Below are 14,253 nucleotides of genomic sequence, written 5' to 3'. Positions count from 1 at the left end.
ATGAGCAACAGCACGACGGTTCAGTCGGTCGATCGTGCCATCGCGATCCTGGAGATCCTCGCCCGCGACGGAGACACGCGGGTGACCGATCTCGCGGCAGAGCTCGACGTGCACAAGTCCACGGCGTTCCGGCTGCTGGCGGCGCTGGAGCAGGGCGGGCTGGTCGAGCAGAGCGGTGACCGGGGGCGCTACCGGCTCGGGTTCGGCGTGGTGCGGCTGGCCGGGGCCGCCACGGCCCAGCTCGACCTGTCGCGGGAGAGCCGGCCGGTGTGCCTGAAGCTGGCGGAGGCGGTCGGCGAGACCGTCAACATCGCGGTGGCGCGCGGCGGCGACCCGGTCAACATCAGCCAGGTACGCGGCCCCGCCGCGATCAGCGGCCACAACTGGGTCGGGCAGCGCACCCCCTCGCACGCCACCTCCAGCGGGAAGGTGCTGCTGGCCTTCGGTGCCCTGCGGCTGCCGGCCGAGCTGGAGCGCTACACGCCCAAGACCGTCACCTCGGCCGCCGGCCTGCGGCTCGACGAGGTGAGGGAGCGCGGCTGGGCCACGACCGAGGAGGAGCTGGAGGTGGGCCTGAACGCGGTGGCGGCCCCCATCAGGGGCGCCGACGGCGCGGTCGTGGCCGCGGTCAGCGCCTCCGGGCCCTCCTACCGGCTCACGCCGCGCCGGCTGCCCGAGGTGGGCGCGCTGCTCGTGGCGGCCGCGAAGGAGATAAGCCAGCGCATCGGCTATTACGGTTAGACCATGTGCAGAAGCATCAAAACTCTCCGGCCCCCTTACACCGACGACGTCACCGAGGACGACGTGCGGGCGGCGGCGTTGCAGTACGTCAGGAAGATCTCCGGCTTCCGCGCGCCGGCGGCGCACAACGCGGAGGCGTTCGACCGGGCCGTGGAGACGATCACCAGAGCATCGGAGGAACTTCTGGGGGCGCTCGAAGTTCGCGGGAGTCGTTGACAGGGCCTGTCTCTGGGAGAAGTGTTCCCGGATATAACCCCAGCGATCCCCCAGGGAGCTGCCATGATCAGCGGGTTGTACCAGGGACAGGACGGCGACTCGCGGCTGGCGCTCCGCGTCGACGTCGACGGGACCAGGCCGACGGGGCGCGTGAGCGGCGATCTGTTCACCGTGGCCGGCGCGACGACGTCCTACACCGGTTCGTTCGTGGTCAACGCGCCCATGGTGCAGGCCGAGGGTGACGAGGCGCGGATCCAGGGGCGTGGGGACTTCACGTTCACCACCGCGGTGCGGGACGTCAGTGTCACGATCACCGGCGGCGGTGGGACGGCCGCGGTCGCCGGGCGTACGTACCAGATCTCCTTCGCCTCGCCGCATTTCCGCAGCGTGCTGCTGGAGGTGGACTCGGTGACCGGGTCGGTGCCGTTCGTGTCGTACCAGACGGGGTCGCTGCCCGGGCCGGGCGGCTCGCCGGCCAGGGAGCTGACCGTGAGCGCGGCTTACGCGGAGGCGGGCATCGAGCTGACTCTGGCTCAGCCCGAGGTGGTCTCGGTGGAGGGCTCGGGCGCTGACCTGGCATGGGACGACGCCGAGTTGCATCACGCGATGACGCGGCATTTCAGCGCGTTCGGGGACGTGACGGCCTGGCGGGTGTGGCTGCTGGTGGCCAGCAAGCACGTGGGCGGCTACCGGGGGATCATGTTCGACTACAACGACGCCCACCAGCGGCAGGGAGCCGCGGTGTTCTACGATGCGATCAAGGGGACGACGCCGCAGGCGCAACGGGCGCAGTTGCGGACGTACGTGCACGAGCTGGGGCACGCCTTCAACCTGCTGCACTCGTGGCAGAAGAACCTGGGCAGACCCCCGCAGCCCCTGGGCCCGGACGGCGGCTTCGGCGATCTGTCGTGGATGAACTACGTGCAGAACTACCGCCCCGGCGGCGAGACGGGTTATTGGGCGGCCTTCCCCTTCCAGTTCACCGACCCGGAGCTGGTCCACCTGCGGCACGGCTTCTACCGCGACGTGGCCATGGGCGCGAACGCGTTCGGCACCGGGGCCGCCGAGATCGACCCCTTCGAGCAGCCGGTCGAGGATCACTCGGGGCTGCGGCTGGAGCTGCGCGCCAAGGACTCGTTCGAGCTGGGCGAGCCCGTCGTGGTCGAGTTCAAGCTGTCCTACGCGGGCGAGCCGCGCGCCACGCACGGGCACCTGCATCCGGACACCGAGTTCACCCAGGTGTCGATCACCCAGCCGGGCGGCAGGACGGTGCTGTACCGGCCGATGATGCGGCACTGCGTGGACACCTCACCGGAGATCCGGCTGGACGAGGGCAACCCGGCCATGTACCGCAGCGCGTACATCGGGCATGGGCGCGACGGCCACTACTTCCAGCAGCCCGGCGAATACCACGTCCGCGCTCAGTACATCGCCGCCGACGGCTCCCGCATCGTCTCCCCCTCCTGCCTGGTCAAGGTGCGCTTCCCGGTCGGCAAGGACGACCACCAGGTGGCCGAGCTGATGCTGGGCGACGAACAGGGCCAGCTCTTCTCGCTGCAGGGCTCCGACTCACCGGCGCTGCGCTCGGGCAACCTGGCGCTGGACGAGGTGATCGGCAAGTTCGGGAACCACCCGCTGGCCGTGTACGCCCGCATGGTCAAGGGCCTCAACGCCGAGCGGGAGTTCAAGGAGCTGACCCCCGGCAACCGGCTGCGGATCCGGCCGCCCGACCCCAAGCAGGGCATCGAGCACCTCAGCGCGGTCGCCCGTGACGCCGGCCTGGACAACATCACCCTGAACCTGGTGATGCGCCGCCTGGCCAGGGCAGAGGCGCGGCAGGGCGACCTGGGGCGGGCGAACGCGGTCATGGACAAGATGGTCGCCACGTTCCAGGCCAAGGGCGTTAACCCGATCGTCATGGGACAGATCGAGCGGCAGGCGGAGCTGACGAAGGCGGCGCTCAGCGCGGAGGTCTCCTGAGGCTCACCGGACGACGGGCCGGCCGCCGGAGCAGGCGATGGTGAGCTCGATCTCCTCGCCCTCCGGCGGCTCGAACTCGACCTTCGCCTCCAGGGCGGGCCCCGGCTCGACGCCGTCCACCGAGTAGTCCTGCGCCGGGCTCCACGAACGCAGCGTCACCTGGTCACCGGTGCACGCGGCGATCACCGTCCCGCCCGCGCTGCGGATGAGCTTGCCCGGCGACGTCTGCGCGGGCGCGGTGCCGGACGGGCCGGCGGCGCGCGGAGTGGCGGTGGCCAGGGCCGCGCGCACCTCCGGCCGGGTGAGCACGTGGCTGGAAGTGCCGGTGAGGCCGTTGCCGAGCAGGCCGAGCACCGCGACGGCGGCGCCGGTGGCGGCGGTCGCGGTGGCGGCCCAGGCCAGGACGAGTCTCTTCATCGCCACCAGGTTCCCCCATGTCCGGCTAAGACCAGGTTAAGGCGACGCTAAGGCTGCCCAAGGCGGCGCCATGAGGCGTCTAGGTTCTTGGTATGGCCGACATTCTGCTCATCGAAGACGACGTGGCGATCCGCACGGCGCTGAGCCGGGGGCTGCGGGAGCTCGGCCACGCGGTCTCGTCCTCGCCCACCGCGCTGGAGGGGCTGCGGCTGGCGGTGCAGGACCGGCCCGATCTGATCGTGCTGGACCTGGGGCTGCCGGACCTCGACGGGGTGGAGCTGCTGCGCATGTTGCGGGCGGTCAGCCGGGTGCCGGTGATCGTGGCGACCGCGCGGGACGGGGACGCCGAGATGGTGCCGGTGCTGGACGCGGGGGCCGATGACTACGTGGTGAAGCCGTACAGTGCGGCGCAGCTCGACGCACGGGTGCGGGCCGTGATGCGGCGGGCGGGCGGGTCGGTCCCCGAGACGCTGACGGTGGGGGCGCTGCGGGTCGATCCGCGGGCGCGGACCGCGACGCTGGACGGGCAGGAGCTGGATCTGACGCCGCGCGAGTTCGACGTGCTGCACTATCTGGTGGCGCGCCCCGGTGAGGTGGTGACCAAGCGGGAGCTGCTGACGGAGGTGTGGCAGCTTCCGTACGGGGGCGCGGACAAGACCGTGGACGTACACCTGTCGTGGCTGCGCAGGAAGCTCGGCGAGACGGCCGCCGAGCCCCGATACCTGCACACGGTGCGCGGGGTGGGCGTCAAGCTGGTCGAGCCCTCGTGAGGCGGTGGCTGGCGCTGCTGGTCGCGGCGACGACGTCGCTGGTGCTGGTCGCGCTGCTGGTGCCGATGGCGCTGCTGATCCGCGCCGTGGCCGAGAACGGCGCCATGAGCAGGGCCACGGCCGCCGCCGAGTCGGTGGCGGTCGCGGTGGGCACGCCCGACCTGACGCTGGCGGTGGAGCAGGTGGCGCGCCCGGTGACGGTGTTCCTGCCGGACGGGAGCACGGTCGGCAGGTCCGCCGCCCGCTCCGACGCGGTACGCCTGGCCGCCACCGGCCGCAGCGTCACCGCGGAGACCGACGGGGGCAGGGAGGTGCTGGTCTCCGCCCAGTCCCCCGGCGGCACGGCCGTGATCAGGGTGTTCGTGCCCGACTCCGAGCTGACCAAGGGCGTGCGGGAGGCGTGGCTGGCACTGTCGCTGCTCGGGCTCGGGCTGGTGGTGCTGGGGATCGTCCTGGCGGACCGGCTGGCGCTGGCCGTGACCCGGCCCGTCGACGCGCTGGCCGGGGTCTCCCATCGGCTCGCCGGCGGTGACCTGAGCGCCAGGGCCGTTCCCGGCGGGCCTCCCGAGGTGCGGTCGGTGGCGCTGGCGCTCAACCATCTGGCCGGGCGGATCGACGAGTTGCTGGTCGCCGAGCGGGAGTCCGTGGCGGACCTGTCGCACCGGCTGCGCACCCCCCTGACCGGCCTGCGGCTGGACGCCGAGTCGATGCGCGACCCGGAGGAGGCGGCGCGGGTCCAGGCCCGGGTGGACGCGCTGGAGCGCGCGGTGAGCGCCGTCATCACGGAGGCGCGCCGCCGCTCGGCGGGCCGCGGCTCGTGCGACGCGGCCGAGGTGGTGCGGGAGCGGGTGCGCTTCTGGTCGGTACTGGCCGAGGACCAGGGCCGTGAGGTGACGATCTCCCTGCCTTCCGGCCCGCTGCCGGTCGGGGTGGGCGCGGAGGAGCTCGCGGCCTGCGTGGACGCGCTGCTCGGCAACGTCTTCGCCCACACCCCCGAAGGAGCCTCCATGTCGGTACGCCTGGAGCCACGCCCTGACGGGGCCCTGCTCGCGGTGGAGGACTCGGGCCCGGGCTTCGAGCCGGACCTGCTGGAACGGGGCAACAGCGGGGGCGGCTCGACGGGCCTCGGGCTGGACATCGCCCGGCGCACCGCGGAGTCCTCGGGCGGCCACCTGACGGTCTCCCGGGCAGCCGGCGGCGGTGCCCGCGTAGCGGCCCTCTTGAAAGGGATAAAGATGGCTTAACCATCATTTAGCGTGCGATTACCGGTGATCGCGGTTTTGTAGAGCCATGCAGATCACGAAGAAGCTCATCATCGCAGGTGCCGGGATCGTCGTACTGACCGCCGGCGGGGGCGCGGCCTACGCCGCCACCGCCACGGCCGCCGCTCCCGTCGCGCCGAAGGTCACCGCGCAGCAGGCCATCGACACCGCTCTCAAGGCGGTTCCCGGGACCTGGGTCAGCGAGCTCGACTTCGACGCCCGTGGCACGAAGGCGGACGCGTGGGAGCTCGAACTGACCAAGGGCGCGGAGCAGTACGAGGTGGCCGTGGACGCGGCCTCCGGCAAGGTGACCCACCAGGAGAAGAGCCAGGCCGACCAGGACAACCAGGACGACCAGGACGACGACAACGACGACGACTGATCCGCCTGGCATACGACGCCGGCCCGCCACCCACGGCGGGCCGGCGTCGCCGTGTCAGCGGGTCATGCGCATGACGATCGGGCGGTGGTCGGACAGGGTGCTCGACAGCACGGAGCCGCTCGTGGTGGTGACGCCGCGCGTGTAGACGTAGTCGATGCGGGCGGTGCCGTGGGTGGGCTTGTTGGCGTACCGGGCGCCGGTGTCCGTCCAGCCGGCCGACACGAAGCTCTTGGACAGCGGGTCCGTGGGCAGGGCGTTGAAGTCGCCGGTCAGGACCACCCCGGTCCTGGTGCCGAGGTAGTCGCGGATCTTGGTGGCCTGGGCCTCGCGGCGGGACACCGAGGTCGCCGACAGGCCCGGGGACAGGTGGGTGGTGAAGACCGTGACCTGGGCGCCGCCGCCGAGGTCGAGCTTGGCGCCGGCCATCGACCGGTTGACCGGGCAGGTGGCGAAGTTCGAGAGCGGGATCGTGACCCGCTCGACGATCCGGAACGACGACAGGATCGCGTTGCCGGCCTTGCCCTCCTCCGGGGCGTCGCACGGCCCGACGTCGTCGCCGACTCCGAAGTGGGCGTTGGCCGTGATGTCCCAGCCCAGCGCGTCGGCCAGTTGCCGTACCTGGTCGGCGCCCGGCCTGCGGTGCACCTCCTGAAGAGTGACGACGTTGGCGCCGCTGTCCCGGATGACCTTGGCCATGGCCGGGATGTCGGCGCTCTCACCGAGGATGTTCCAGTCGAACACCACGACGCTTACCGTCCTGCTCGCGGCCGCCTCCGCGGGTAAGGAGGCGGTGGTGGCGAGGAGGGCGAGGGCGGCGATCACGGGCGCCCGTTTTGTCGCGATCATGGCCGGATCTTACGGACATCCTGACGCGCCGTACAGATCAACAGCCATCCAGGATGGTCTCCATCGCGTCCTTCTCCGCGGACGTCAGCCAGACCTCGTATTTCGCCTTCACGTCGATCTGCCGGGCGATGTAGGTGCACCGGTACGCCTTGCGCGGCGGCAGCCAGGTGGCCGCGTCGGAGTCGCTCTTCTGGCCGTTCAGCGGCCCGTCCACGGCCATCAGGTTCAGCGGGTCGTTGGCGAACTCCTTGCGCTTGGCCGCCGACCACTTCTGCGCGCCCTTCTGCCAGGCGTCCGACAGCGGGATCAGGTGGTCGATCTGGACGTCCATGCTGGTGTCCTGGCCGCGCTTGAAGTCGATGGTCTTGCCGCTGTACGGGTCGCGCAGGGTGCCGCTCAGGACGATGCAGTCATGGGTGCCCGACTTGAACCTCTCGTTGTCGAGGTCGCGCTTGAGGATGTCGTTGCGCGTGTCGCAACCGTTGCGGTCCACGTCGGACCAGGCGGGGCCGAACTTGTCGCGGTCGAAGCCCGTCTTCGGGGCCCGGCCCTTGACCTCCAGCTTGGCCAGCTTCTTGCGGGCGTCGGAGACCGAGGCCGAGTCCGCCTTGCTCGTCTTCCCGCCGTCCGAGGAGGACTGCGCGTCGAGGCCTCCGCAGCCGGCCAGCATCGTCACTGTGGCCAGACCGGCCATGAACACCCGAATCCGCACTGCCAACTCCCAGACTTGTTTTCGTAAAGTCTAGGTAATGCCCTTATCCGGGGTTATAACGCCTCAAGAGCATCAAGCAGCCACTCTGTCAGGTATCTGGTGAATGATGACCTGACGTAGATCCGGTAGGTGTCGGGGGATCGCCGCTCCAGGATGACGGAGGCCCGGCCGAGCAGGGTCTGGGCGTGGCCGGGGAACACGGACGGGTGCAGGTCGATCGGGCAGCCGGTGATCAGTACGTCGTGCGCGGCCGGGCCCGACAGCTCCAGGACGGTGCGCTGGTCCGAGACGTCCACCCAGCGGGGGCCAGGAGTGGCGTCTCCGGTGACGAGCCACCAGGACGGGCCCAGGCGCAGGCCGACGCCAGGGTCGGCGCCCTGGACCTCCCACATGGGCTCGTACGGGAGTTCGCGCAGCCGTACGGACGCGCTCTCGAAGCGGGCGGCAGGGCTCTCGGCGCGGCACTCGCCCGCGTAGACGGGCACCCCGGTCACGGGATCGCCGTCGCGGCGGGTGTTGCCCGGGTCGTAGAAGACGGGCTCGACGACGGTCACCGGGTGGGCCACACCGCCCGACACCGCCGTGAGCCGGTCGCCGGTCGTCACGTTCCTGGCCAGCGCCAGCGCGGCACTGGCGTAGCTGGAGGTGACGTGGCCGAGCATCGGCGCGGAGCCGTCCACCGTGAGCTGGGCGCCTTCTCCCACGACCACCGCCGGGTCGTCGGGCAGCAGGCCGACCAGGCGCTTGCGATCGGCCCTGAGGGTGTCGGGGCGGGCGTGCGAGCGCTTGCCGACGTAGTCGGGCTTGCGTTCGGAGATCAGCCACGACATGCCGAGGTCCTGTGGGGTGACGGTGCCGTCGGTCTCCTGGCCGACGATCGCGAAGCCCTTCTCGGCCCGCAGCACGTGCATGGTCTCGGTCCCGTACGGCACCGCGCCGAGCTCCAGCACCGCCTCCCACAACGCCCGCCCGTACCGCCGGGGCACGTTGACCTCATAGGCGAGTTCGCCCGAGAAGCTGATCCTGAACACCCGCCCGGCCACCCCCAGCACGGGCGTGCTCACGTACCGCATGAAGGCCAGCCCGGCCGCCTCCGGCGCGATCGCCGCGACGACCTCCCGCGCGCGGGGGCCGGCGACCGCGACGGTGGCCCAGTGGTCGGTGACCGAGGTGAACGACACGTCCAGATCCGGCCACTCCGTCTGCCGCCACTCCTCCAGCCAGTCGAGCACGGCGGCGGCGTTGCCCGTGGTCGTGGTCATGAGGAAGTGCTCGTCGGCCAGCCTGGTCGTGGTGCCGTCGTCGAACACCATCCCGTCCGCCGCGCACATCACGCCGTAGCGGCAGGCGCCGACGGCGAGCGTGGAGTACATGTTCGTGTAGATCCGGTCCAGGAACTCGCCCGCGTCCGCGCCCCGGATGTCGATCTTGCCGAGGGTGGAGGCGTCCATGGCGGCCACGGCGGTGCGCGCGGCGTGGCATTCGCGCAGCACGGCGGCCTCCATGGACTCGCCGTCCCGGGGGAAGTAGTGCGGGCGTTTCCACTGGCCGACGTCCTCGAACACGGCCCCGAGGGCGACGTGCGCGTCGTGCATGGCGGTGGTCCTGACGGGGTCGGACAGCTCGCCGCGGTCGCGTCCGGCCAGGGTGGCGAAGGACACCGGCGTGTACGGCGGCCGGAACGTCGTCGTGCCCACCTGGCCAGGGGCGGCGCCGAGGAGGGCGGACATGACGCCCACCACGACCGCGCCCGAGGTCTTGCCCTGGTCGGCGCCGGTGCCGGCGGTGGTGTACCGCTTGACGTGCTCCACCGAGCGCATCCCGGTCCCCGCCGCCCTGGCCAGGTCGGCCACGGTCACGTCCCGGTGCAGGTCGGCGAAGGCGGGTTCGTCCTCCTCCGAGGACACGGTCCACAGCGCGGCCGGCGGCCGCCGGGGGCCGTCCTCGTCGCACTCCGGGATGGGGAGGTCCGCACCGGCGTAGCCGTCGGCGATGGCCTCGCGGGTGCCGTACAGGCCCCTGCAGGCTCCGGCCGAACGCTCGGCCTGGGCCGAGACGCCCGGCACGAACGCCTGGAGGGCCTCGTCGAAGCGCACCTGCCCGCGCGACTGGCTGAACAGGTGCACCGCCGGGTTCCAGCCTCCGGCCACGGCCAGCAGGTCGGCCTCGTAGTGCAGCGCGCCCACGTGGACGCCGTTCAGCACGCCGTCCGCGTCGCCCGTGGTGCCGGTCACCATCTGGCCGGTGCCGCGCGGATCGACGATCGCGACGATCTCCACCCCGGCCGCCGCCAGGTCCCTGGCCGCCTCATAACCGGAGTCCGCGCAGGCGAACACCACCGCCCGCCGCCCGGCCGCGACCCCGTACCGGTTCGCGTAGGTCCGGGCCGATGAGGCCAGCATCACGCCGGGCCGGTCGTTGCCGGGGAAGGCCACCGAGCGCTCGTGCGCGCCCGTCGCCAGCACCACGCTGCCCGCCCTGATGTGCCACAGCCGCTCGCCCCGTGGCCGCCGCTCCACCGCCACCACGTAGTTGTGGTCGTAGTAGCCGACGGCGGTCGTCCGCGTGAGCACCCGGCCGGGCAGTTCGAGCCCGTCCACCCAGTCGAGCGCGGGGGCGCCGTCGAGCAGGACCCGGCTGTTCAGCAGGTCGCCGCCCAGCCTGGGCTGATCGTCCACGAGGATCACCCGGGCGCCCGAGTGCCCGGCCGCGACGGCGGCGGCCAGCCCGGCGGGCCCGCCGCCGACCACGAGCACGTCGCAGTGCAGGTAGCCCTTGTCGCAGCGCCGCTCGTCCACCGCGTCGAGATCCACCCGGCCCTTGCCGCGCAGGCTCCACGCCTCCAGCCCGTCGTACAGCTCCACGGTGGTGGCCGCCAGCATCGGATCGGCCCCCACGCGGACGAGCGCGTTCGGCTCCTCGGGACCGGCGGTGAAGACGCCGCGCGGCCGGCCCAGCTCCACGCTGCGGCCCACCACCCGCACGCCGTTGCGCAGCAGCGCGGCCGCCAGCGTGTCACCCGGCTCGCCGCGCAGCGGCCGGCCGTCGAACGTGAACCTCATGGCGCCTTCCGGATCTCGTGGGTGACCGTGTGCCGCTCGACCGTGAACCAGGTGCGGCACCCGTGCGCGTGGAACCAGCGCTCGTGGAACCAGCCCTTGGGGTTGTCGCGCAGGAAGACGTAGCCGGCCCACTCCTCGTCGGAGGTCTGCCCCGTGGGGTAGGCGATCCCGGCCTGGCCACCGTAGTGGAACTCGTTCTCGTCGCGGGAGCCGCAGTGCGGGCAGTCGATGAGCAGCATCAGTGCGCCACCGCCGCCGCGCCGTGCTCGTCGATGAGCGCCCCCGTCGTGAACCTGTCCAGCGCGAACGGCTCCACCAGCGGATGCGGGCTTTCATGGGCGAGCGTGTGGGCGTACACCCAGCCGGAGCCCGGGGTGGCCTTGAAGCCGCCGGTGCCCCAGCCGGCGTTGAGGTACAGGCCCTCGACCGGGGTGGGCCCGATGATGGGCGAGGCGTCCGGGGAGACGTCCACGATGCCGGCCCAGGTGCGCAGCACGCGCACCCGGCTGAAGATCGGGAACAGCTCCAGCGCCGCCGCCATCTGCGCCTCGATGACGTGGACGCCGCCGCGCTGCCCATAGGAGTTGTACGCGTCGATGCCCGCCCCCATGACCAGCTCGCCCTTGTGGGCCTGGCTGACATAGACGTGGACGGCGTTCGACATGACCACGCAGTCGAGCACCGGCTCCAGCAGCTCCGACACCAGCGCCTGCAGCGGGTGCGACTGCAGCGGCAGCCGGATCCCGGCCCGCTCCGCTAGCACCGAGGTGTGCCCGGCCGCCGCGAGCGCGACCTTGCCCGCGGCGATCCGGCCGCGCGAGGTGAGCACGGCGCGCACCCGCCCGTCCGTGATCTCGAACCCGGTGACCTCGCAGCCCTGGATGAGATCGATCCCGTACGCGTCCGCCGCGCGGGCCAGCGCCCAGGCCACGTGGTCGTGCTTGGCTATCCCGCCGCGCCGCTGCAGCGTGCCGCCCATGACCGGGTAGCGGGCCCGGCCGGACACGTTGATGATCGGGCAGAACTTCTTGACCTCGTCGGCGTCCAGCCATTCGGCGTCCACGCCGTTGAGCCGGTTGGCGTTCACCCTGCGCCTGCCCTCGCGCACGTCGCTCAGGCTGTGCGCCAGGTTGAGCACGCCGCGCTGGCTGAACTGAAGGTCGTAGTCCAGCTCGTCGCTCAGGCCCTCCCACAGCTTCAGCGAGTGCTCGTAGATGGCGGCGCTCTCGTCCCACAGGTAGTTGGAGCGGATGATCGTGGTGTTGCGGGCCATGTTCCCGCCGGCCAGCCAGCCGCGCTCCAGGACGGCGACGTTGGTGATGCCATGATTTTTGGCCAGATAGTAGGCGGTGGCCAGGCCGTGCCCGCCGCCGCCGACGATGACCACGTCGTAGGCGGGTTCGGGGTCGGGGTTGCGCCAGAGGAAGTCGGGGTGGGTCAACGCCTGATCTTCTCCATCCCGGGGTCGTACAGCGGCTCGGCGGCGACCTCCGCGGGGACGCGGCGGCCGAAGTAGGAAATATCGACATGCGTCCCGGGTTCGGCGAGCTCGGCGGGCAGCCAGGCGTACGCGATCGGGCGCTGGATGGTGTGGCCGTAGGCGGCGCTGGTGACGTACCCGACCGTGCGGCCACCGTGTCGTACGGGCTCCTTGCCCATCACCACCTCGGTGCTGAGCAGCGGCACCAGCCGGCGCGTGACGTCGGCGGACAGCGCGTCGCGGCCGATGAAGTCCTTGTCCGGCCGGACGGCGAAGGCCAGCCCCGCCTCGTACGGATCGTGCTCGGTCGTCATGTCCACGCCCCAGAGCCGGTAGCCCTTCTCCAGCCGCAGGCTGTTGAACGCGGCCCGCCCGCCGGCGATCGCCAGGCCCGGCGCCCAGAGCGTGTCCCACAGCTTGAGGCCCATGTCGGCGCTGGTGTAGAGCTCCCAGCCGAGTTCGCCCACATAAGACACCCGCAGCGCGAGCACCGGCACCTGCCCGACATATCCGCTCTTGCAGCTGAAGTAGCGGAAGTTCTCGTGCGACAGGTCCATGTCCGTGAGCCCCTGCACCAGCTCCCTGGCCTGCGGCCCCCACACGCCGACACAGCAGGTGCCGGGGGTCAGGTCACGCACCCGTACGCCGCCGGGCGCGTGCCCGGCCAGCCAGTCGAGGTCCAGGTTGCCGTTGGCGCCGACCTGGAAGGTGTCCTCGTTCAGCCGGGCCACGGTGAGGTCGGACCTGATGCCGCCCTCGACGTCGAGCAGCAGCGTGTAGGTGACCGAGCCGGGCTTCTTGTCCACGTTGTTCGTGGTCATGCGCTGCAGGAACGCCGCCGATCCCGGCCCGCTGACCTCGATCCGCTTGAGCGGGGTCATGTCGTAGAGCGCCACCCGCTCCCTGGTCGCGCGGGACTCGGCGGCGGCGACCGGCGACCAGTAGCGGCTCGCCCACTCGCCCCGCTGGGCGACGCCCAGGAAGGGCTCGGCCGCCATGTGGTGCTCGGGGCCGCGGCGGCGTACGAGGTCTTCCAGCAGCGGCGTGTTCGCCTCGAACCAGTGCGGCCGCTCCCACCCGGCCCCTTCCAGGAAGTATCCGCCTAATTCTTGTTGCCGGACGTAGAACGGGCTGGTCCGCAGCGGCCGCGGCGACTCCATCGGCTGCAGCGGATGGATGACGTCGTAGACCTCGACGAAGTTCTGCTTGCCGCGCTCCTCGACGAAAGCGGGCGACAGTTGCGCCTTCTCGAACCGGTTGAGCTCGCACTCGTGCAGATCGATCTTCGAACGCCCGTCCACCAGCACCTCGGCCAGCGCCCTGGCGACCCCGGCCGAGTGCGTCACCCAGACGGCCTCGGCCAGCCAGAACCCGTCGAGGTGCGGCGCCTCGCCGATCAGCGGGAAGCCGTCGGGCGTGAAGGAGAAGATCCCGTTGATGCCGTCCTCGTACTTGGACTCGGCGAGCGCGGGCAGCAACTCGACCGCGTCGCGCCAGGCGGGGTCGAAGTCCTCCTCGGTGAACGCCTGCACCGACGGCATGGTGGTCGCCTTGGGGCCGATCTCGGCCTGGGTGACCGGCATGGGGCGGTGCGCGTAGGAGCCGATGCCGAGGCGGTCGCCGTGCTGGCGGAAGTACAGGTCGCGGTCCTGGTGGCGCAGGATCGGGCCCTCGAACCGGGCGGGTAAGGGGCCCGTCTTGGCGTACTGGTGGGCCAGCGGCAGCAGCGGCACGGTCAGCCCGGCCATCGCGCCGATCGAGGGCCCCCAGAAGCCCGCCGCGCAGACCACCACGTCGGCGGGGAGCGTCCGATACTCCCCCGCCGTCACCGCCGCGACCCCGGTGACCCGGCCGCCCCGCTGCTCGATGCCGACCACCGTGTGCCCCGGCAGGAACCTGGCCCCGCGCGAGACGGCCCGCGCCGCCTGCGCCTCGCCGCAGTCCACGGCGGCGGCCAGCCCGTCCGATGGCACGTACAGCCCGCCGAGCACCCGGTCCCGGTCGAGCAGCGGCCAGAGCGCGGCGCACTCGGCGGCGTCGACCAGGCGCGCCTCGACGCCCCACGACTCGGCCCAGCCGAGCTTGCGGTGCAGGTCGGTCCAGCGCTCCGGCGTGGTGGCCACCTCCAGGCCGCCGACCTGCCGGAAGACGCCGAGCCGCGAGTATTTGGCCGCGGTGTAGGCGGCGAACTCGGTCATCGTCTTCGACGGGTTCGTCTGGAAGACGAGGCCGGGCGCGTGCGAACTGGATCCGCCCGCCGCGAAGAGCGGCCCCTGGTCAACGACCGTGACGTCCGTCCACCCCCGCTCGGTGAGCTCGTCGGCGAGGGCACAGCCCACGATCCCCGCCCCCACGATCACCAAACGGGGCCGACTCATGACGCCT

Annotated in this window: 13 protein-coding genes; 6 read left to right on the top strand and 7 right to left on the bottom strand. The window is 71.7% G+C overall.

Features of this window, described 5'->3' with window-relative positions:
* From C4V41_RS01680 to C4V41_RS01670, 3 genes are all read left to right on the top strand, one after another.
* A complete protein-coding gene (locus C4V41_RS01680; RefSeq protein ID WP_103953917.1) occupies nucleotides 1-741 on the top strand; it encodes an IclR family transcriptional regulator in 741 nt (246 codons plus the stop codon).
* Nucleotides 742-744: 3 nt separating this feature from the next.
* On the top strand, nucleotides 745-957 hold the full coding sequence (locus C4V41_RS01675; protein ID WP_103953916.1) for a DUF2277 domain-containing protein: 213 nt from the start codon (nucleotides 745-747) through the stop codon (nucleotides 955-957).
* 63 nt (nucleotides 958-1,020) lie between these two features.
* Nucleotides 1,021-2,937, top strand: coding sequence for a zinc metalloprotease (locus C4V41_RS01670; protein WP_103953915.1), 1,917 nt, complete (start codon nucleotides 1,021-1,023; stop codon nucleotides 2,935-2,937).
* 3 nt (nucleotides 2,938-2,940) lie between these two features.
* On the opposite strand, the gene C4V41_RS01665 is transcribed toward C4V41_RS01670, so the two are convergent.
* A complete protein-coding gene (locus C4V41_RS01665) occupies nucleotides 2,941-3,354 on the bottom strand; it encodes a septum formation initiator (RefSeq protein ID WP_103953914.1) in 414 nt (137 codons plus the stop codon).
* 92 nt (nucleotides 3,355-3,446) lie between these two features.
* Between C4V41_RS01665 and C4V41_RS01660 the strand changes: the two genes are divergently transcribed.
* Genes C4V41_RS01660 through C4V41_RS01650 form a run of 3 tightly spaced genes read left to right on the top strand, consistent with a single transcriptional unit; the run spans nucleotide 3,447 to nucleotide 5,768 of the window.
* A complete protein-coding gene (locus C4V41_RS01660) occupies nucleotides 3,447-4,124 on the top strand; it encodes a response regulator transcription factor (RefSeq protein WP_103953913.1) in 678 nt (225 codons plus the stop codon).
* On the top strand, nucleotides 4,121-5,368 hold the full coding sequence (locus C4V41_RS01655) for a sensor histidine kinase (RefSeq protein ID WP_103953912.1): 1,248 nt from the start codon (nucleotides 4,121-4,123) through the stop codon (nucleotides 5,366-5,368). Before C4V41_RS01660 ends, C4V41_RS01655 begins: the two co-directional genes overlap by 4 nt.
* Before the next feature lie 46 nt (nucleotides 5,369-5,414).
* The gene (locus C4V41_RS01650) at nucleotides 5,415-5,768 is read left to right on the top strand and encodes a PepSY domain-containing protein (protein WP_103953911.1); all 354 of its coding nucleotides are present in this window, start codon (nucleotides 5,415-5,417) and stop codon (nucleotides 5,766-5,768) included.
* 54 nt (nucleotides 5,769-5,822) lie between these two features.
* Here the strand turns inward: C4V41_RS01650 and C4V41_RS01645 are convergent, their stop codons facing one another.
* Genes C4V41_RS01645 through C4V41_RS01620 form a run of 6 tightly spaced genes read right to left on the bottom strand, consistent with a single transcriptional unit; the run spans nucleotide 5,823 to nucleotide 14,246 of the window.
* A complete protein-coding gene (locus tag C4V41_RS01645; RefSeq protein ID WP_103953910.1) occupies nucleotides 5,823-6,614 on the bottom strand; it encodes an endonuclease/exonuclease/phosphatase family protein in 792 nt (263 codons plus the stop codon).
* Nucleotides 6,615-6,651: 37 nt separating this feature from the next.
* Nucleotides 6,652-7,326 carry an HNH endonuclease family protein gene (locus C4V41_RS01640; protein WP_235029851.1) on the bottom strand — a complete coding sequence of 225 codons (675 nt, stop codon included), beginning with the start codon at nucleotides 7,324-7,326 and terminating at the stop codon, nucleotides 6,652-6,654.
* A gap of 53 nt (nucleotides 7,327-7,379) precedes the next feature.
* Nucleotides 7,380-10,388 (bottom strand): 2Fe-2S iron-sulfur cluster-binding protein, encoded by a 3,009-nt coding sequence (locus tag C4V41_RS01635; protein ID WP_103953909.1) that lies wholly within the window; start codon nucleotides 10,386-10,388, stop codon nucleotides 7,380-7,382.
* A complete protein-coding gene (locus tag C4V41_RS01630) occupies nucleotides 10,385-10,627 on the bottom strand; it encodes a sarcosine oxidase subunit delta (RefSeq protein ID WP_103953908.1) in 243 nt (80 codons plus the stop codon). The genes C4V41_RS01635 and C4V41_RS01630 overlap by 4 nt, the downstream gene beginning before the upstream one ends.
* Nucleotides 10,627-11,829 carry a sarcosine oxidase subunit beta family protein gene (locus tag C4V41_RS01625; protein WP_103953907.1) on the bottom strand — a complete coding sequence of 401 codons (1,203 nt, stop codon included), beginning with the start codon at nucleotides 11,827-11,829 and terminating at the stop codon, nucleotides 10,627-10,629. The genes C4V41_RS01630 and C4V41_RS01625 overlap by 1 nt, the downstream gene beginning before the upstream one ends.
* Nucleotides 11,826-14,246: a GcvT family protein gene (locus C4V41_RS01620; protein WP_103953906.1), complete on the bottom strand. Its 2,421-nt coding sequence runs from the start codon at nucleotides 14,244-14,246 to the stop codon at nucleotides 11,826-11,828. Before C4V41_RS01620 ends, C4V41_RS01625 begins: the two co-directional genes overlap by 4 nt.
* Nucleotides 14,247-14,253 lie beyond the last annotated feature (7 nt).

It is taken from the genome of Nonomuraea solani (assembly GCF_900108335.1).
GTDB classification, from domain to species: domain Bacteria; phylum Actinomycetota; class Actinomycetes; order Streptosporangiales; family Streptosporangiaceae; genus Nonomuraea; species Nonomuraea solani.
Note: the sequence above shows the minus strand (reverse complement) of the source record. Positions and strands in the feature narration are given on the sequence as shown.

Coding starts and splice junctions, on each gene's coding strand:
- C4V41_RS01675 (WP_103953916.1), top strand. CDS start 745: ATGTGCAGAAGCATCAAAACTCTCCGGCCCCCTTACACCGACGACGTC.
- C4V41_RS01665 (WP_103953914.1), bottom strand. CDS start 3,354: ATGAAGAGACTCGTCCTGGCCTGGGCCGCCACCGCGACCGCCGCCACC.
- C4V41_RS01645 (WP_103953910.1), bottom strand. CDS start 6,614: ATGATCGCGACAAAACGGGCGCCCGTGATCGCCGCCCTCGCCCTCCTC.
- C4V41_RS01630 (WP_103953908.1), bottom strand. CDS start 10,627: ATGCTGCTCATCGACTGCCCGCACTGCGGCTCCCGCGACGAGAACGAG.
- C4V41_RS01660 (WP_103953913.1), top strand. CDS start 3,447: ATGGCCGACATTCTGCTCATCGAAGACGACGTGGCGATCCGCACGGCG.
- C4V41_RS01670 (WP_103953915.1), top strand. CDS start 1,021: ATGATCAGCGGGTTGTACCAGGGACAGGACGGCGACTCGCGGCTGGCG.
- C4V41_RS01620 (WP_103953906.1), bottom strand. CDS start 14,246: ATGAGTCGGCCCCGTTTGGTGATCGTGGGGGCGGGGATCGTGGGCTGT.
- C4V41_RS01650 (WP_103953911.1), top strand. CDS start 5,415: ATGCAGATCACGAAGAAGCTCATCATCGCAGGTGCCGGGATCGTCGTA.
- C4V41_RS01680 (WP_103953917.1), top strand. CDS start 1: ATGAGCAACAGCACGACGGTTCAGTCGGTCGATCGTGCCATCGCGATC.
- C4V41_RS01635 (WP_103953909.1), bottom strand. CDS start 10,388: ATGAGGTTCACGTTCGACGGCCGGCCGCTGCGCGGCGAGCCGGGTGAC.